Source organism: Bradyrhizobium sp. OK095 (genome assembly GCF_900109945.1).
Taxonomy (GTDB): domain Bacteria; phylum Pseudomonadota; class Alphaproteobacteria; order Rhizobiales; family Xanthobacteraceae; genus Bradyrhizobium.
Genome location: NZ_FOBX01000006.1, coordinates 306,505 through 324,855, shown reverse-complemented (window position 1 = coordinate 324,855; position 18,351 = coordinate 306,505). Strand labels below are relative to the sequence as shown.

The window sequence follows — 18,351 nt, the reverse complement described above, 5'->3', positions numbered from 1 at the left end:
AGCCCGCATGGAGCGAAGCGCAAATTCGGGGCCGGCGTCCCCGGATTACGCTTCGCTCCATCCGGGCTACGGACTCAACGCACAATCCTCTTCCCCCCTCCCGCAATCCAGAAAATCGATGCGGCTGATCGAAATAATTAATTTCTCAGTTTGGTGCGGGCCCGCTAGGGATCACCCAACGACAGCGTCGGAGGGGGTTTCGCAATGGACATGGTCGCACTCGGCATATTCCTGACTGCGGCCGTGGGATTGCTGGGATCGCCGGGTCCCGCGATCGCGGCGCTCATTGCGGTCGGTCGCGCCCGGGGGTTTGTCGGGGGATTGCCGTACTTTCTCGGACTTCAGGTGGGGCTCGCAATCGCCGCCGGCGTGACCGCTGCAGGACTGTTTTCGCTGCTGGCGGCGTTTCCGTCGGCACTGCGTGTCATGACGATCGCCGCCACGGTCTACCTCATCTATCTCGCCTACAAGATCGCATCGTCCCCTGTCGGAGACACCGCCGAGGAACGCAGCGGCCCACACGCCTCGCCTGCGGCCGGATTTCTCCTTGGCATGACGAACCCGAAGGCCTATCTGGCCTTCGCGTCCCTGCTTGCGTCATACACCTTGATCAAGGAGAGCGCGCAACACGACACGCTTGCGAAGTGGTTCCTGCTGGTCGTGGTCATGATTGTGGTCGACATCATCTGGCTCTATGTCGGGGTGTTCCTGCGTCGATTGCTGCTGTCGCCGAGTGGCGAGCGCGCGCTCAACGTTACGCTCGGATTGATGGTGCTGATCGCTGCCGGGCTGGCGTTCGTTTAGCCCGTAGCAAGAAGCACAGCGGAAGGCGGGGCCAGCGGTCCCGGATTGCGCTTCGCTCATTTCGGGACACATCGCCGCTACAAGCTCAGCGCCATCCTGAGGTGCGCGCTCTTGCGCGCCTCGAAGGATGGGCCGCAAGCGCCTGTAGCCCATCCTCCGATGGCTCGGCTTCCGACGCAAATGCATCGCAAGCCGAGCACCTCAGGATGACGTTGAGCTCGTGGCCGCAGTGCATGGCAGATGCTCGGGCGCATCCAAGTGTCTTGAGCGGTTGGCGGCAAAAGTGTAAGGCCGCAAGAGTCCCACCCAGGTGATCGCTTGAACCCCCTCCCCCAAAATCCCGTGGCCGCGTCCGGCTCGTTCGCGGCGATGAAGTCGGTGCCGTATCGCCTCCAGTTCATCGCCTACGTGCTGGCGATGATGGCCGACAATATCGAGCATGTGATCAGCTATTGGGTGGTGTTCCAGAAATTCCATTCGCCGACGCTGGGAGGCTTTGCCGTGCTGTCGCACTGGCTGCCGTTCCTGTTGTTCTCGGTTGCGGTCGGTGGGCTCGCCGACCGGTTCGATCCGCGCCGCATCATCCAATGCGGCATGCTGCTGTTCATCGTGGCCTCGGCCGGATGGGGCTTCTTCTTCATCACCGATACGATCCAGATGTGGCACGCGATGCTGCTGCTGGTGATCCACGGCTGCGCCGGCGTGCTGTGGCAGACGCCGAACCAGTTGCTGCTCTACGACCTCGTCGGCCCGGCCGATTTGCCGAGCGCGGTGCGGCTCAACGCGATGGCGCGCTATCTCGGCATCCTGGTCGGACCGGCCGTCGGCGGCGTGATCATGCTGACGCTCGGCACCTCGCACGGCATCATCTTCAACACGCTGTTCTACCTGCCGATGCTGCTGTGGCTATTCTGGGCGCCGGTGCGCGACAAGAGCGTCGCCGTGCGGCGCTTCGCCATGCGCGGCTTCGCCGACATCATCGAGACAATGCGCGCCATCGGCACCCAGCCGGTGCTAACGGCGATGACATGGCTTGCCGGCCTCACATCCTTCATGATCGGCAATGCCTATCACGCCCAGATGCCGGGCTTTGCCGGCGATCTCGGCCATGGCGATCCCGGCGTGTCCTATAGCGTGCTGCTCGCAGCCGATGCCGGCGGCGCGCTGCTAGCCGGCATCGCGCTGGAATCCTGGGGACGGCTGAAAGGCACGCCGCGCACCGCTATCACACTCGCGATGCTCTGGAGCGTGGCGCTGTTCGGCTTCGCCGCCGTGAAAATCTATCCGGTCGCGATCGTGCTGCTGTTCTTCGCCGGCTTCTTCGAGCTGTCCTTCAACACCATGGCGCAGGCGCTGGTACAGCTGAACGCGCCGCACGACATCCGCGGCCGCGTCGTCGGCCTCTACAACATGGCCGGGCTCGGGATGCGGGCCTTCAGCGGCATCACCGTTGGGGTATTCGGGGCGGCGATCGGCATTCACTGGTCGCTCGGGCTGTCCGCGGCCGTACTGCTGGCACTGCTTTGCTTGCTGTATCCGCGCGCGACGAAGAAGGCGTGAGGGCACAACCTCAGAATGTAGCCCATTGACTCCTTCACCCCGCCGCAGCACGCTTGCCATGATGGCGGGGGAGTTGACGCGTTGCGCAATCGCTGGGGCATTCTTGCGGTCCTGTTCGCCGTTCGCTTCACCATTGCGTTCCAGCTCCAGAGCGTGGCGGCGGTCGCGCCGCTGCTGCAACAGAGATTTGGCGTCGGCCTCGCCGATATCGGCATCCTGATCGGGATTTATTTCACGCCGGGCGTCGTACTGGCGCTGCCGGGCGGCGCGATCGGGCGGACGTTTGGCGACAAACCCACGACGATCGCGGCGCTGCTGCTGATGATGGCGGGCAGCCTCGTCATGGCCACCGCCGACGTCTGGGGCTGGCAGATCGCGGGCCGCCTCGTCTCCGGCGTCGGCGGCGTGCTGCTGACGGTTCAGCTCGCCAAGATGGCCACCGACTGGTTTACGGGGAAGGAGATCGCCACCGCGATGGCGATGTTCATCAGTTCCTGGCCGGCGGGCGTTGCGATCTCGCTGCTGGTGCAGCCGGCGATCGGCACGGCCTATGGCGCGAGCGCGGTGTTTCTGTCGGCCGGTGCGCTGACTTCGATCGGCATCATTCTGATCACGCTCTATCAGCCGCCGCCGGGGACAATGGCCGGCGTGACCGGCACCGAGCGCCTTGATCCGCTGACTCTCCTGGCGCTGATCGTCGCGGGCGTGATCTGGGGCCTCTCCAATGTCGGCTTCGCCATGATCTTCTCGTTCGGCCCCTCGCTGCTGGCCGAACGGGGCTGGAGCATCGCCGCAGCAGGCTCGGCGATCAGCGTCGTGATGTGGCTGTCGGTGATCTCGGTGCCATCAGGCGGCTTTCTCGCCGACCGCTTCAAGCGACCCTTTATGTTAGCGATCGTAGCCAGCATCGCGGTGGCCACGCTGCTGGTCTGGTTGAGCCGGTCGGAGGCCGTGATCACGGTCCTCGTCCTGATCGGCCTGATCGGCGGCTTTCCGGCCGGTCCGATCATGAGTCTCGCCGCCCGCGTGCTCGCCCCGGAAACCAGGGCGATCGGGATGGGCGTGTTCTATACCGTCTTTTATGGAGCGATGACGCTGGGTCCGGCGATCGCCGGGCGGCTGGCCAAATCGGCCGGGACTGCGGCGGCCGCGCTGGACCTCGGCGCGCTTGCCATGCTGGCCTGCTTGCCCCTGATGTGGCTTTTCGAGCGCATTGTGTCTGTCCGTCATCGCCGCGCCCAATCCTAACGCGGCATTAACCCTGTGCACCTTAGGGTCGTGCCGGACTCCGCCAGGCGGGGGGTCGGGTTGTGAAAATGGCGTTGGCGAACAAAAAATTTCTTCCGGCCGCCGAGGAACGACGGCGTTTCCAGCGGGTGAAGGTTCACCTGCTCGGCCGCTACATGCTGCCGGACCGCCGTGAATTCCCCTGCCAGGTGATCAACATGTCGCCGGGGGGCCTCGCGCTGCTCGCCCCCGGCATCGGCAATGTCGGCGACCGCGTGGTCGCCTATCTCGACCATATCGGCCGCGTCGAGGGCAAGATCACCCGCATCATCGACAATGGCTTCGCCATGACGGTGGGTGCTACGCCCCGCAAGCGCGACAAGCTCGCGGCCCAGCTGACCTGGCTCGCCAACCGCGACATCCTCAATTTGCCGGAAGACCGCCGCCACGACCGTATCGTGCCGCGCAACCCGATCGCGGTGCTGACGCTCGAGGACGGCACCAAGATGACCTGCCGCATCATCGACCTTTCTCTGTCCGGGGCCGCCATTGCCGCGGAGAACCGCCCGCCGCTGAAATCGACGGTTCTGCTCGGCCGGGTCCAGGGCCGCGTGGTCCGAAACCTCGAAGACGGCTTCGCGCTGGAGTTCTTGCACTCGCAGCCGATCGAGACACTCGAAGAGAGCGTTACCGCGCGGTAAAGCGCGAAGGCACCAAAACCTCTGTATTTCCAGCCTGAGAGGCGGCCTCCGCGATGCGGACGCCGCCTTTTTCGTGTCCGGCGACGGCCTCGCGCGGGTTAACGCGCGGCCCGCCCGCGCATGGAACCATCGGTTCCGCCAGCATTTCCGCGTTAACCGCTAAAATTTGAATCAATTGCAGTATTCTCAAATTTTAGTCGAATTCGATTCAAGTATAGATCGAATTCGCCGCTTGTTTTACTTGCATTCGTCTCGACTTGACTTGGCTGACTTAGCGGCAACTCAAAAGCTCCGGCGCATTGTGGTCCCAACAAGAAACGGGGGCCGCAATGTTGGACTTCAGGGGACAGGGGAAGGGTTTGGCGCTGGCTGCCATGCTCTTCGGGATCAGCGCGACAGTGCAGGCCGGTGAGAGCCGTCTGCTCTATGCGAGCCTCGGCGACACCACGCGTGCGCCGATCGGCTGGGTCGAGTTTTGTGCGGACAATTCCGCGCAGTGCCAGGGCGGGCCGACGCAGCCGCGCGACATCGTGATGTCGCAGACCGCGTGGCGCGATCTGGTCAAGGTCAATCGCTGGGTCAACGAGACCGTCAAGCCTTTGACCGACCAGGAGCACTGGGGCGTGATCGAGAAGTGGTCGCTGCCGACCGATGGTTACGGCGACTGTGAAGACTACGTGTTGCTGAAGCGCAAGATGTTGATCGATGCCGGATGGCCTCGCGAGGCTCTGCTCATCACCGTCGTGCGCGACAAGAAGGGCGAAGGACACGCGGTGCTGACGGTGAAGACCGACAAGGGCGAGTTCGTTCTCGACAATCAGAACGAGAACGTCATTGCCTGGACGGAGACCGGCTACCGCTTCGTCAAGCGCCAGTCGCAGGCCGATCCCAACGTCTGGGTCTCGCTCGGCGATACCAAGCCGGCGGTCTCCACCGCCAGCGCAAGAGATCAGTAGCTCGATCAGTAATTCGATCAGTAGGAACGAGACAACAGGTTACGCGACCCGGTCACATCCCCACCCCTCCCCGTCCCAGACCGGTTCGCGCGCGCCCAGCCATCCCCCAATGGCTGGGCGCAACTTTTTTGGGGTGCGCGATCAGCCCAGCGACGACCACGGCACGCGCGCGGCGGTGAAATCGCGCCATGTGCTTTGCAGGGCGGGCTGCACGCCGACCGATGCGCGCGCCTGCCAGCCGACGATGGCCGCAGCCGCGATGGCGCTGTCGGGCTCGGCGCCGAGGCCGTCGAGCAACGATGCCGTGACCGCCATGTCGTTGAAGGCGCCGAGCTCCTCCTGCAAGCCGGCGAGCCGTCGCGAGAATTTTCGCGCGGCCTTCTGATCGGCAAAGAGCGGCAGCAGGAACTCGCTGAGATAGCGCAGCTGCTTGGTCGCGAGCCGCACCCGGTGCAATTGTTCGGCGGGAAGCGACTTGAAGCGGCGGCCGCGCTTGAGCAATTTCGCGTACTGCCCGGACAAAATGCGCTGCGCGAAATTGACGGCGGGCTCAGCGAGCTGGCCGAGATCTTCAGCGGCAATGCCGTTGCGCCAGCCGCGCGTCTCGATCCAGTTCCCGAGGCTGATCAGGAACACGGCGCAGCGGCGATCGGCGAGTGCGTGATGCGCCTTGCGGTAAGCGTCGGATTGACGCCCCGCCGCAGCCCGGCCCAGCGCGTCAAAGCCCGCGACCGACGGACAGGCGTTTGCGATCGTCGGCAAGGTCTCGAGCTGGAACACATCCCAGTCGCGCGCGGCGGACAGGTCCTGCGCCAGCCATTTGGCTTCCGAACGCAGCGCATCGAGATTGCTGAGCGCGCCGACCGATCGCATCAAATCGAGCGCAGAGCGCAGCCGGCGCAGCGAGACGCGCAGCTGATGCACACCCTCCGGATTGCGCCCGTCCTCGGCCGCCGGCAGCGACTGAAGCAGATGGAGGAAGCAGGAGCGCAGGATCGTCGCGAAAGCCTCATCTAACATGACCGACGCATCGAGGCGGAGTTTGCGCGGGCGTCGCGCCGCCGGCGGCTTGTCGGCGGCGAGATCAAATCCTCGCGCCGACTTGGTGCGGATCGACGGCTTCACCGCCCCCTGCTCCGCAAGCAGCAAGGCGATCTCGTAGATCGTGCTCGCGGCGCCGCCCTTGAGCTCCAGCTCGATCTCGCTCACCGGCAGCGAGCGATGGCCGGCCGTCAGCTCACCCTGGTCGAAAGCAATCTCGACGGTACCGGACGGCAGGTCGATCATCCGCGCGTGACGATGAATATCGGCGGCGAAGACGGCTTCGAGCGGATGCGCTTCGAGATGGCCGCGAAGCTTCTCCGGAATGAAGGGCATTGCCAAAGTGAGATCCGGCGCAAGCGACGGCACGCTCGCCTCCCACTCGCCGCGCCGCAGCGGATCGTCCGCGGCCTCGGTCTTCACGGTCTGCACGAAGCGCGCGCCGCTCTGGCGCACCCGCAGACTGAGGCCGTTACGACGAAGCAGGCGCTCGGGCGTGTCGTAATAGACGGATTTGAGATGTTTTCGCGAGCCCTTGTTGCGCGCGTTGGCCGCGATGACAGGTGCGGCGTTGAAATGCGCCATGCGATCGGCATCGACGAGAAGCTTGAGCTCTATCTCACCGGTGGTACGCGCGGCGGCGTTCGACTGGGCCGGTTCCGGTGCGGGCGTCACGTCCGGCGACGGCGTCTGATCAATCACAGCGCCCTCGACGATCGCAGGCTCCGCACCTGGACCGGCCGGTTCAATGTGCCTGAGAAAGCCGGCGACGACTTGCGTTCTCTTGTTGTCCTTGGGGACAGGATTCACGTCCGGTGCGCCCACAGTTTTGCGAGCCGGCGTAGCGTCTGATTTCAGCATTTCCGATGACATGACAGTTCGATGACAGAGCGCCAGCATATAGCCGGTAAGGCCCGGGAGGAATAGTCACGTTACGTCGTAACGCATCACCGTCCACACGCGCCCAAAGTCCTGCGCGGTTTGTCACAATTCAACTTGGCGTAACGAATTAAATTGCTGTCGAGATTCGCGTGTGGTCGAATTGCTGGTGAATCTCATCGTTCTCGAAACTGAGATGAAAGCGTCAGCGAGCCTCACTCATGCTAGCAGAGAAATTCTTTCTGGTTCTGGAGACGCTTAGAAGCCACGCCGCCGATGACAGGCCCGAGATCGAGATTATGACAAGTCCTGTGCGGTCCCCAGCCGTTCCGGAAACCTGCACTGGTTCGCGGCACAAAAAGCTGGTTCCCGGCGATCGGGACTAGAAGCGGTCCAATTTCGCAGGGAAGCGCCCACGCAGAGGCGCGTCAATGCGCGAGACTATTCTTGTAGATCTTGCCGCCCTTCATGATCACGACAAAGTTCTTAGCGGGATCTTCGACCAGCTTGATGTTGTCGAGCGGATTGCCGTCGACCAGCAGGAGATCGGCGAGCGCGCCCTCCTCCACGACGCCGAGCTTGCCCGGGTAAGGGTTTCGCGGGCCTGACAGGCTCAAGAGTTCGGCATTGGTCGACGTCGCCATGGTCAGCGCTTCGGCCGGCGTGTACCAGCGCGTCAGCGCAGCCAGCATCGCACCCTGCTTGTCCGCCAGCGCTTTCGAGAACAGGACGTCGGTGCCGAACGCGGTCTTGATGCCGTACTTCTTGGCCAGCGCATAGACGCGGTCGGTGCCGGCAACCACCTGCCGCATCTTGTCCTGCTCCGCCGGACCAAGCGCAGCGGCGCCGGAGATATCCAGGAACGGCTGCGTGCTGAGCCAGATCCCCTTCTCCGCTATCAACTTCGCGCTCGCCTCATCCATGAGGTGACCGTGCTCGATGCATTTCACGCCGGCTGCGATCGAGCGCTGGATCGCGACCGGCGTATAGGCGTGCGTCGCAACGTAGGTGCCCCAATTGTCGGCGGCTTCAACCGCGGCGCGCAGCTCGGGCTCGGTGAAGGTGGAGACATCGAGCGGGCTGAACGGCGACGCGACGCCGCCGCCCGCGGTGAGCTTGACCTGCGAAGCGCCCTGCATGAGCTGCTCGCGCGCGCGGACGCGGACCTCGTCCGGGCTGTCGGCGACCATGCTGCCCCCGATCCGTTCCATGCGGCTGAGCATGCCGCCGATGGTGCGCGGCAGATCGGCAATTTGCCGGAAGTCGCCATGGCCGCCGGTAATGGTGATCATCGCGCCCGACGGATAGATCCGGGGGCCGGCAACGAGATCCTCGTCGATGGCCCGCTTGAGGCCGAAGCTCGGCCCGCCCATGTCGCGCACGGTGGTGAAGCCGCGCATCAACGTCGCAGTCGCCTCGCTCGCGGCGAGCAGATTGTTGTAGCCGATATCGCCCGCGAGCACGGCCATCGGCGTCGGACGGACCAGCATCGCATGCCAATGCGCATCGATCAGTCCCGGCATCAGCACGCGGCCGCCGCCGTCGATCATCTGACCGGCGGCCGCAATGTCGCCAGTCGAGATCTTCTCGATCTTCCTGTCCCTGACGAGAACGTTGGACGCGGCCGAGAGCGCAGCGTTCTTTCCGTCGAAAATCCTGACATTGTGGAACAGGACGGCGGAGTCCTGCTGGGCCAGCGCAGGCCACGCGCTGCATAGAAGCGTTGCCAGCAACGCCGCGAGTCCGGCCCGCGCCTTCAATCCCGACATCATCAATTCTCCACGCCGACGGGCTGCTACGCTGTTGCGCTCAGGGGCCGCCATGCGAAGGTCAGCCACCCGATGCCGTGCGACAACAGATCGATACCGAGCAGCATTCCCAAGACCCAGAGCCCGGTCGCCGGAAAGCCGGTGAGGATCACCAGCCCCGCGAGCACGCCGAACAATCCGGAGGCCACCATAATCCCGCCGCCCTGCTGCCAGCGGCCGATGCCAATCAACATGCGCACGACGCCGGAGATGAGCAACGCGAGGCCAAGCACATAGGTGAGCAGCAACGCGCCAGTCAGCGGCTGGCTGACAAGGATGATGCCGAAGGCAATGTAGAGAATGCCGAGCACCACCTGCCAGACGAAGCCGCCCCAGCCCTTGGTCCAGAACGCGTGAAAGATCTCGAAGGCGCCCGTGGCGATGGCCATCCAGCCGATGAACAACGCACTGACCACGGTGAAGAACGCGACGTCGCCCAGCACCATCAGCCCAGTGAACACCATGAAGACACCCAGCAGCACGCACACCCAGCGGGGCGGCTGCGGCAGTCCGGTCGCGCCCATCGGCGCACTGTGGTCGTAGGTCGTCATGTCATCCTCCTCAGTTTATCTCCAGCGCCAGCCGCAATGGCGACGGCCCCTGTGCCACCAGCACACCCAGCGCCGGCGTCGGCGATGCCACGACGGCGGCCGCGGCGGTGGACGATGCGGTGGGCGGCGGGCCGGTGCCGGCAACGGGCGGGCCGTTTGCTGTGCATAGGTGCGCGCGGCGGGCTCGCGCTTGCGAGTGACGGGATGATCGATAGGCGAGAGCTCCGGCAAAGCCGCAGCATCGCGCGACCACAGGCTCACGCCTCCACCCGCGAGGATCACGCCTCCGAACAGCGTTCGCAGCGCGGCGCGTCGATCCATCTCACTCATTGACCTCATTTCCGGGGTTCTCCTTCACGAAATCCCCTGCCCGTTCTTCAACTCAGGTTTTCGCAACCGCCTCATCGCTGGGAATCTCGCCCGGCAGATAGTTGGGAAGGCGCCCGGCCGGGATGATCGCGATCAGCGCGAGACCTGCCATGATGAGAAGCCCGATCTTGAGTGCCCGCAGCCGCGCCTCGGTGTTCACGCGCACGGCCTCCGCGACCTGTTGGGGCGATCCGCTGGTGCCTTCCAGCACGCTGCGCAGGCGGTCGTTGCTGACGAAGGTGATGTTGTCGAGATCGATTTGGGCCTGAAGCTCCGGCGTCAGCATCGGGCTTGCCGTGATCTTGCCGAGCGCGATGGTGCTAAGGAGACCGACCAGCAAAGCTCCGGCCACCGCTGTCCCGAGCGCCGCGGCCAGGTTCTGCGTCGTGCCACGCAAGGAGCCGACGTCTCCGGCGAGCGCCTTTGGCGATGCCGTCACCAGGACGTTGAACAGCAAGGTCACGAGCGAGCCCTGGCCGATGCCGAAGAGAACGAGCCCGAACAGCACCGGGACCTCGCTCCAGTCGTTGCGCACGACAAAGGCGAGCCAGACCAGCGCAACAGTACAAAGCGCGAAGCCGTAGCGGCCGATCTGCCGCGGCGTCAGCCGCTCGTAGACGTTGACGATCAGCATCGCCGAGAAGAAGACCGTGAGATTGAACGGCATCATCGCGATCGCGGTCGCGATCGGCGTCCGCCCCTGCACGATCTGGATGTAGAGCGGCACGGTGAAGTTCAACGCAGCCTCCAGCGCCACCACCGCGAATAGCGCAAAGACCGCGCCACGTTCCTGCGGCGAGTCGATCACCTCCAGCGCCAAAAGCGGCGTCTTGCCCGCGGCCTGACGCCGGTGTGTCCAGAGCAGAAATCCCTGCCCCAGCACGATTCCTAGCACGATCAGGACCGGCGCGGGCGACAGGCCGAGCAGATCGAACGGCGCGTTGGGGCTCACAACCACGAGGCCCCAGCCGTTCAGATTATTGAACCCAAAGGCGATGAAGATGATTGCGGTGGCGGCAAGCGCGACGCCGACGAGGTCGATCTGCACATCGGGCCGGCCACGATCGGGCTTCAGACGGAAGCTCATCAGGAAGACGATGGCTGAGGCCGCGATCAGGATCCCGAACGCCGGCCGCCAACCGATATAGGTCCCGAGCACACCACCGATGACGAAGGCAAGCACGCCGGCGGCCGCGCGCGCCGAGCCGAGCGCACCGAGCGCGGTTGCCTGCTGACGACCCGCATAATTCTCGGCAATCAGGGCAACGAGCGAGGGCACGATCACCGATCCCGATGCGCCGCAGAGTGCCTGCGCGGAAATCATGACCGAGGCCGACGGGCTGAACGTCATCATTACTTGCGAGATGAAGAAGAGAACGACCGCGACGCGGAACACCTGCAAGGCGCCGAAGCGCTGGGCGAGCTTGGCGCCGAGCATGACGAAGCCGGCAACGAGCATCGAATAGGCCACGATGCCTGTCGCAACCGTGGTCGGCGCCACGCCGAAACTCGCGACCATCCCGCCCATCGCCACGGGCAGCGAGGCCACATTGAACGACATGATCATCTGGCCGAGCGCGATCGAAATCATGGGAATCCATGACACCTGCTCTTCATGTTGAACACCGCCGATCGACATTGTCTGCGTGGCCATGAAATCCTCCGGCTTTATCGACGTTGCTGTCGGCCAGGCCTGCGCCCCCGACCTCTTGAGCATTGGTTCACTCTTCCGGTTTCGATACGAAAAGGTCCATGCCGAGCCGCTGCGACAGGAATTTTGCGGCAAGCTGCCCCCGCACGCTGTTGCCGGCGGCATCGAGCGGCGGCGCGAAGGTGCCAAAGCCACCCTTGCCCGGGGACACCGCGACGATGCCGCCGCCGATCCCGCTCTTGCCGGGCAGACCGATGTCGTAGAGCCAGTCGCCCGATGTCTCGTAGAGCCCGGCCGTAATCATGACGGCGAGCGCGTAATGGCAGACCGAGGCATCGACCACGCGCTGCTTCGTGACCGGATTGACGCCGCCGTCGGCCAGCGTCGCGCCCATTACCGCGAGGTCGCGGGCACTCACATTGAGCGAGCACTGCCGCGTGTAGAGGTCGGTCGCTTCCTTCGCGTCACAGTAGATGCGGTCGTAGCTCTCCAGCAGCCGCGCGATGCTGCGGTTGCGAAAATTGGTCTCCGACGCTGACGCATAAACCTCTTCGTTAAGCGGCAGCTTGCGGCCGGCAAAGCGCGACAGCCCTTCATGGATGAAGGCCCACCGCGCCGCGGCGTTGGCGCCCGGCGCGAGGCTGGTCGTGGCAATCGCGCCGGCGTTCACCATCGGGTTGGTGCGGCCGCTGCCCTGCTCGATCGCGGCGAGCGAGTTGAACGGCAGCCCGGTCGCGTTGGCCCCAAGTCGCGCGCGCGCCTCCTCTGGCCCGATGGTCTCGCAGACCAGCGCGAACAGGAACGGTTTTGACACGCTCATGATGGAGAATTCGTGGTCGACATCGCCGGCGCCGTAGACCCGCCCGCTGGTTCCGGCGACACAGACGCCGAACAGCTCACTCGGCACGCGCGCGAGCGCGGGGTAGACCTGCGAGTTGCTTCCGTCGCGATTTGATTGGAACCGTCGCTGTGCCTCGGTCACCAGCGACTGCACGATCTCCGGACCGGGCAGATGGCCCGTCGAGACATAAGCCGTCTCTCGTTCGTCAGCCACAGGTCGCGCCATGGCAGCACTCCGCAGAACGGATTCAACTGATGTCGGCTCCGTTCTAGAACTCGACGCTCGCGGACAGTTGATTCCGTCGACCGGGCCGAGTCAATTTGCAACCTTAGGGATATTTTGCAGCCCTGCCATACGACTCCATGCGAGATCGCCGCGATTGCGCGATGCAGCGGGAATTTTTGGCATATGCGTAAGTGCTTCTGTCTCGCATGCGTCGAACTCTAATCAAAAGACGGACAGCGGAATACGACCACCGTCAACTCCAGATTGCAACCACCTTGCGTTGGAGTACGATCCCGCGCGGGCCGCGTGATGGAGGATGGGGCAGGAGGAAATCTCGAAGACGGCCCGGCATCAAGTGAGCGAGGCGCAACATGGTGGCACAGACGAGTGACGGACACATTCTGCTGGTCAAGAAGCTCGGCGGACTCTTCGCGATCATCATCGGATGCCTGCTGACGGCGGTCGGCGTGACCTTTGAATCCGGTGGCACGACTTTCGTCGGCGTTCTCTTCCTGATCCTTGGCGCTGGTCTGCTTGTGATGAAGATCGTCAGGCGTAACGAAGGATCCCCGCTGCCATAGCCAAGCGCTGCGGTTCGCTCACGCGCCGAGCACATCCGCGAGCCGCAGCTCGTCGGCGGCGGGATCCTTCAAGAACAGCTCGGCCTCGATCTCGTTCAGGTGCGACAGCATCTGCGCGCGCGCGGCCTCTCTGTCGCGCTTGCGGATCGCGGCGACGATGCCGGCGTGGTGATCAGTGCCGCAGGCCGGCGTGTCGTGGCGGCGGTAAAGCAGGATGATGAGTGAGGAACGCGCGATCAGTTCTTTCAGGAAGCCGAGATAGATGCTGTGGCCGCTCATCTCGGCGACAAGCTTGTGAAATTCGCCGGAGAGCCGGACTGACGCGCGCGCGTCGCCGCGCAGCTCCGCCTCACGCTCTTCGGTGAGATGCTGCTGGAGGCGAGCGATCCAGATCGGCGAGACCGCGTCGATCGCGTGGTCGACGATGGTGGGTTCGATCAGGCGGCGCGCCTCGAACACTTCGCGCGCGTCGGCGGGAGTCGGGCGCGCAACGAAGGCGCCGCGGTTCTTCTCGATATTGACAATGCCCTCATGCGCGAGTTGCTGAAGCGCGGTGCGGACCAGCGTGCGGCTCGCGCCGTAGATCTCGCCGATCTCGTCCTCGCCGAGCTTCGTGCCCGGCAGCAGGCGATGCTCGAGGATCGCCGCGGTCACGCCTTCCCTGATACGGCTGACGCGATCGCTCGCGTCTGGCGCATCGGATTTTTGGCGGGTCTTGGCGGCCATCAGTTCAAGGGGGTTGTGCCCGAGGGCTCGATCGACGTTCGGCCAGGAATGTTAGTCGACGAGCTGTATCCAATCACAGGCGAAACTTTATACAATCCGCGCACATTTTGTGTGCATATTACTGCCCGTTCGGCGGGCCGGGCCGCTGCGCCGGATTCGATCTAACGACCTGACTTCACTGCACAGTTTTGGAATTCGGCAGCCTTCGCGCGGTTGGCACGGACCTTGCGGAGAAAGCCGAAGCATCGCCCTCCCAGCGGACACGCCATGGCCACTCCTGCCGCTCTCGAACTGGTCGCCGTCACCAAGCGCTACGACACGACGCTGGCCGTCGACACCGTCAACCTCAAGATCCCGGCCGGCACCTATTGTTGCCTGCTCGGCCCCTCCGGCTGCGGCAAGACCTCGACTTTGCGCATGATCGCAGGCCATGAGGCGGTCAGCGAAGGCGACATCATCCTGGGCCCGCAGAACGTCACCGACCTCGAGCCCGCCAAGCGCGGCACGGCGATGATGTTCCAGTCCTACGCGTTGTTTCCGCACCTGACCGTGCTCGACAATGTTGCGTTTGCCCTGAAAATGCGCGGCGTCGACCGCACCATCAGGCACAAGCGCGCCGGCGAACTGCTCGAGCTCGTCGCGATGAGCCCCTATGCGGCGCGCCTGCCGGCGCAGCTCTCCGGTGGCCAGCAGCAGCGCGTCGCGCTTGCCCGGGCGCTGATCACCGAGCCGCAGATCCTGTTGCTCGATGAGCCGCTGTCCGCGCTCGATCCGTTCCTGCGGGTCAGGATGCGCGGCGAACTCAAGCGGCTGCAGCGCGAGCTCGGCATCAGCTTCATCCAGGTCACCCACGGCCAGGAAGAGGCGATGGCGCTTGCCGACCACATCGTGGTGATGAACCAGGGCAAGATCGAGCAGCAGGGCTCGGCCCGCGACATCTTCCACCACCCCCAGACCGAATTCGTGGCGCGCTTCATCGGCGGCCACAACGTCCTCAGCGACGCCGGCAAACTCATCGCCGTGCGCGCCGATCAACTCGGCATCATGCCGTTCGTTGACGGCGCGTTCGGCGCGCCTGCGCTGCTGACCCAGACCGAGTACCAGGGCTCCTATGTTGCCGTCTCGCTCGCGCTCGACGACGGCACCGCCCTGTTCGCCCACGTTCCCGAGACCGTGTTCGACGCCCGCCCTTTACGTCCGGGCGATCGCGCGCTGGTGACCTGGGATCCCGCCAAGGCGCAACGCCTGCAATAGCGCCGTTATTCTAGAAAATGCGCAACACAGAGGAGTGAGCGATATGACCGAGACGACCAGGAAGACCGGCGTCAGCCGCCGCACACTATTGAAGAGCACCGCGGGTCTCGCGGGCCTTGCCGCCGGCTCCGGCGCCATCACCGGCTTTCCCTATGTGATGTCGGCCGAGCCGAAGGTGCTGCGCTATCTCGGCACCGCCGTGAACGAGGGCGACGACATCTCCAAGCAGTGCCTGAAGGACACCGGCATCAAGATCGAATACATCACCGCGACCACCGACGATGTCACCAAGCGCGTGATGACGCAGCCCAACTCCTTCGACGTGCTGGACACCGAATATTTCTCGCTGAAGAAGCTGGTGCCGTCGGGCAACATCCTTGCCCTCGACTCCAAGAAGATCAAGGAATTCGACAACATCACGCCCGTCTTCACCAAGGGCGAGACCCCCGGCGGCAAGAAGATCGGCAACCAGGGCACCGCGCCCTGGAAGGTGCTCTATCTCGAAGGCAAGGACTCCAAGACTTTCTCCAAGACCGCGACCGAGTTCGTCACGCTGATCCCGACCGTCTACAACGCCGACACACTCGGCATCCGTCCGGACATCATCAAGCGCCCGATCAGCTCCTGGGCTGAACTTCTCAATCCCGAATTCAAGGGCAAAGCCTCGATCCTCAACATCCCCTCGATCGGCATCATGGATGCCGCGATGGTCGTCGAAGCCACCGGCAAGTACAAATATGCCGACAAGGGCAACATGACCAAGGAAGAGATTGATCTCACTATGAAGGTGATGATCGAAGCCAAGAAGGCCGGCCAGTTCCGCGCGTTCTGGAAAGACTTCAACGAGAGCGTCAACCTGATGGCTTCCGGTGAAACCGTGATCCAGTCGATGTGGTCGCCCGCCGTGACGAAAGTGCGCTCGATGGGCATCGCCTGCACCTTCCAGCCGCTGAAAGAGGGCTACCGCTCCTGGGCTTCGGGCTTCTGTGTCTCCAAGGGCGTGTCGGGTCAAAAGCTCGAATGGGCCTACGAGTTCGTCAACTGGTTTCTATCAGGCTATGCCGGCGCCTATCTCAACCGCCAAGGCTACTACTCGGCCGTACTGTCGACCGCGAAGGCGCACATGGAGCCCTACGAGTGGGCCTATTGGATGGAAGGCAAGGCCGCCGAAAAGGACATCAAGGCGCCCGACGGCTCGGTGCTCGAGAAGGCCGGCGCCGTGCGTGATGGCGGCTCCTACGAGGACCGCATGGGCGGCGTCGCCTGCTGGAACGCCGTGATGGACGAGAACGACTACATGGTCCGCAAGTGGAACGAGTTCATCGCGGCGTGATGGATACGTCGGAAGACATCCTGAAACAGGCGTCCCCGGATCTCGTCCGGGGACCCGACACGATTCGCGCTGCGAAAGCGGCGCGCCTGTCGCCCTCCTTCATCTCCTGGCTCCAGGCCGGGCCGATGATGCTGGTGTTCCTCGCCTTCTTCCTGATCCCGCTGGTCTTCGTCGTCATCGTCTCGTTCTGGGACTACAACGAATACCAGTTGCTGCCGGCCTTCTCGGGCCGCGGCTACACCGACACGTTCGAAGGTTGCATCGCCCAGCTCCCCGATCTCTGCACGATCGGGCGAACCTATGTGAAGACGCTGAAGCTCTGCGTTATGGTCTGGGCGATCACACTCTTCATCGGCTTCTGGGTCGCCTACTTCCTCGCCTTCCATGTGAAGTCAAAGACCTGGCAGATGGGATTGTCGCTGCTCTGCACGATCCCGTTCTGGACCTCCAACGTGATCCGCATGATTGCCTGGATCCCGCTGCTCGGCCGCAACGGCCTCGTAAACTCCGGGCTGGTCAAGAGCGGGCTGATCAATCAGCCGCTGGAATGGCTGCTGTTCTCTGAATTCTCCGTGGTGCTGGCGCTGGTGCACCTCTTCACCTTCTTCATGGTGGTGCCGATCTTCAATTCGATGGTGCGCATCGACAAGTCGCTGATCGAGGCCGCCTATGACGCCGGCGCCACCGGCTTCCAGACGCTCGTCAACGTCATCATCCCGCTCGCCAAGCCCGGCATCGTGATCGGCTCGATCTTCGTCATCACCATCGTGATGGGCGATTTCATCACCATCGGCGTGATGGGCGGCCAGCAGATCGCCTCTGCCGGCAAGATCATCGAGACACGGGTGAACGCGCTGCAATTCCCGGCCGCGGCCGCGAATGCCGTGATCCTGCTCGTCATTACGTTCCTGATCATCACCATGATGTCGCGCATCGTCGACATCAAGAAGGAGCTGTAGGCGATGAAGGAGGGACGCCCGCGCTCTTTCTACGTGCTCGCGATCTTCTTCGCGGCCTACACGCTGTTTCTCTACGGTCCGATGATCGCGATCTACGTGCTGTCGTTCCAGGGGCCGTCGGGCGGCCTCACCTTCCCGATGAATGGCGTGTCGACGTTCTGGATCGCAAAACTGTTCCAGGGTACCGGCATCGTCGATCTCGGCGCGGCCTTCCGCCGTTCGCTGCTGCTGGGTGTCATCGTGATGATCGTCACCGTCGTGCTGTCGGTCGCCGCCGGCATGGCGTTCCGCAGGAAGTTCAAGGCGCAGAGCATTTTGTTCTATTCGGCGATCGCCAGCCTGATCGTGCCCTCGATCATCACCTCGCTCGGCATCTCGCTGGAATTCCGCATCATCGACGATCTGATCAAGGCGCATTGGAACGAGAATTTCGAGACCTCGATGGGCCTGCTGACTTCCGGCCTCGGCGCGCATCTGACCTGGACGCTGCCATTCGGCCTGCTCATCATGTTCGCGATCTTCAACCGCTTTGATCCGCGCCTCGAAGAAGCCGCGCGCGATCTCGGTGCGACGCCGTGGCAGGCCTTCCGTCATGTCGTACTGCCGATCATCCTGCCGTCGGTGATCGGCATCGGCCTGTTCGGCTTCACGCTGTCCTGGGACGAGCTCGCGCGCTCGAGCCAGGCGATCGGGGCGGTGAACACGCTGCCGCTGGATCTCCAGGGCCTCACCACCACCGTGACGAACCCTGATATCTATGCACTCGGCACCGTGATCTCGGCCGTCTCGTTCACGGTGATCAGCCTTGCGCTCGGCACCATCCACGTGCTCAACAAGCGGCAGGCGGCCAAGGGTTCGGACGCCGGCAAAGGGCTTGTCTGATCT

16 protein-coding genes are annotated in these 18,351 nt (G+C 63.8%); 10 read left to right on the top strand and 6 right to left on the bottom strand.

Going from position 1 to position 18,351, the window contains the following annotated elements:
* Window positions 1–204: 204 nt before the first annotated feature.
* The 5 genes from BMW89_RS18265 (at window position 205) to BMW89_RS18245 (ending at window position 5,248) form a co-directional block, all read left to right on the top strand.
* Window positions 205–804: a LysE family translocator gene (locus BMW89_RS18265; RefSeq protein WP_092028364.1), complete on the top strand. Its 600-nt coding sequence runs from the start codon at window positions 205–207 to the stop codon at window positions 802–804.
* A gap of 318 nt (window positions 805–1,122) precedes the next feature.
* On the top strand, window positions 1,123–2,364 hold the full coding sequence (locus BMW89_RS18260) for an MFS transporter (RefSeq protein ID WP_283805328.1): 1,242 nt from the start codon (window positions 1,123–1,125) through the stop codon (window positions 2,362–2,364).
* Between the two features lie 81 nt (window positions 2,365–2,445).
* Complete coding sequence (locus BMW89_RS18255; protein WP_092028362.1) at window positions 2,446–3,612, top strand: MFS transporter; 1,167 nt, start codon at window positions 2,446–2,448, stop codon at window positions 3,610–3,612.
* A gap of 68 nt (window positions 3,613–3,680) precedes the next feature.
* Window positions 3,681–4,292 (top strand): PilZ domain-containing protein, encoded by a 612-nt coding sequence (locus BMW89_RS18250; RefSeq protein WP_027536189.1) that lies wholly within the window; start codon window positions 3,681–3,683, stop codon window positions 4,290–4,292.
* Between the two features lie 329 nt (window positions 4,293–4,621).
* Entirely contained in the window at window positions 4,622–5,248 is a 627-nt protein-coding gene (locus BMW89_RS18245) for a transglutaminase-like cysteine peptidase (RefSeq protein ID WP_177196133.1), read from the top strand.
* Window positions 5,249–5,389: 141 nt separating this feature from the next.
* Here BMW89_RS18245 and BMW89_RS18240 read toward each other — a convergent pair whose 3' ends face one another.
* The 5 genes from BMW89_RS18240 to glsA all read right to left on the bottom strand — a co-directional run bounded on the left by BMW89_RS18240 (window position 5,390) and on the right by glsA (window position 12,613).
* Complete coding sequence (locus BMW89_RS18240; RefSeq protein WP_092028360.1) at window positions 5,390–7,150, bottom strand: CYTH and CHAD domain-containing protein; 1,761 nt, start codon at window positions 7,148–7,150, stop codon at window positions 5,390–5,392.
* Window positions 7,151–7,596: 446 nt separating this feature from the next.
* The gene (locus BMW89_RS18235) at window positions 7,597–8,937 is read right to left on the bottom strand and encodes a metal-dependent hydrolase family protein (RefSeq protein WP_092028518.1); all 1,341 of its coding nucleotides are present in this window, start codon (window positions 8,935–8,937) and stop codon (window positions 7,597–7,599) included.
* Between the two features lie 26 nt (window positions 8,938–8,963).
* Window positions 8,964–9,527: an HdeD family acid-resistance protein gene (locus BMW89_RS18230; protein ID WP_092028359.1), complete on the bottom strand. Its 564-nt coding sequence runs from the start codon at window positions 9,525–9,527 to the stop codon at window positions 8,964–8,966.
* 382 nt (window positions 9,528–9,909) lie between these two features.
* Window positions 9,910–11,550, bottom strand: a complete 1,641-nt coding sequence (locus tag BMW89_RS18225) for an MFS transporter (protein WP_177196132.1) — start codon at window positions 11,548–11,550, stop codon at window positions 9,910–9,912.
* A 67-nt stretch (window positions 11,551–11,617) separates the two neighbouring features.
* Window positions 11,618–12,613: a glutaminase A gene (gene glsA, locus BMW89_RS18220; RefSeq protein ID WP_092028358.1), complete on the bottom strand. Its 996-nt coding sequence runs from the start codon at window positions 12,611–12,613 to the stop codon at window positions 11,618–11,620.
* 371 nt (window positions 12,614–12,984) lie between these two features.
* On the opposite strand from glsA, the gene BMW89_RS18215 reads away from it, so the two are divergent.
* Window positions 12,985–13,194, top strand: coding sequence for a hypothetical protein (locus BMW89_RS18215; RefSeq protein WP_092028357.1), 210 nt, complete (start codon window positions 12,985–12,987; stop codon window positions 13,192–13,194).
* 18 nt (window positions 13,195–13,212) lie between these two features.
* Here BMW89_RS18215 and BMW89_RS18210 read toward each other — a convergent pair whose 3' ends face one another.
* Window positions 13,213–13,920, bottom strand: a complete 708-nt coding sequence (locus tag BMW89_RS18210) for a GntR family transcriptional regulator (protein WP_092028356.1) — start codon at window positions 13,918–13,920, stop codon at window positions 13,213–13,215.
* Window positions 13,921–14,187: 267 nt separating this feature from the next.
* On the opposite strand from BMW89_RS18210, the gene BMW89_RS18205 reads away from it, so the two are divergent.
* The 4 genes from BMW89_RS18205 to BMW89_RS18190 are packed head-to-tail and all read left to right on the top strand — an operon-like array spanning window position 14,188 to window position 18,348.
* A complete protein-coding gene (locus BMW89_RS18205) occupies window positions 14,188–15,174 on the top strand; it encodes an ABC transporter ATP-binding protein (RefSeq protein WP_092028355.1) in 987 nt (328 codons plus the stop codon).
* 43 nt (window positions 15,175–15,217) lie between these two features.
* Entirely contained in the window at window positions 15,218–16,507 is a 1,290-nt protein-coding gene (locus BMW89_RS18200; protein WP_092028354.1) for an ABC transporter substrate-binding protein, read from the top strand.
* Entirely contained in the window at window positions 16,507–17,466 is a 960-nt protein-coding gene (locus BMW89_RS18195; RefSeq protein ID WP_092028353.1) for an ABC transporter permease, read from the top strand. The genes BMW89_RS18200 and BMW89_RS18195 overlap by 1 nt, the downstream gene beginning before the upstream one ends.
* A gap of 3 nt (window positions 17,467–17,469) precedes the next feature.
* Window positions 17,470–18,348 carry an ABC transporter permease gene (locus BMW89_RS18190; protein WP_092028352.1) on the top strand — a complete coding sequence of 293 codons (879 nt, stop codon included), beginning with the start codon at window positions 17,470–17,472 and terminating at the stop codon, window positions 18,346–18,348.
* The last annotated feature ends 3 nt before the right edge of the window (window positions 18,349–18,351 follow it).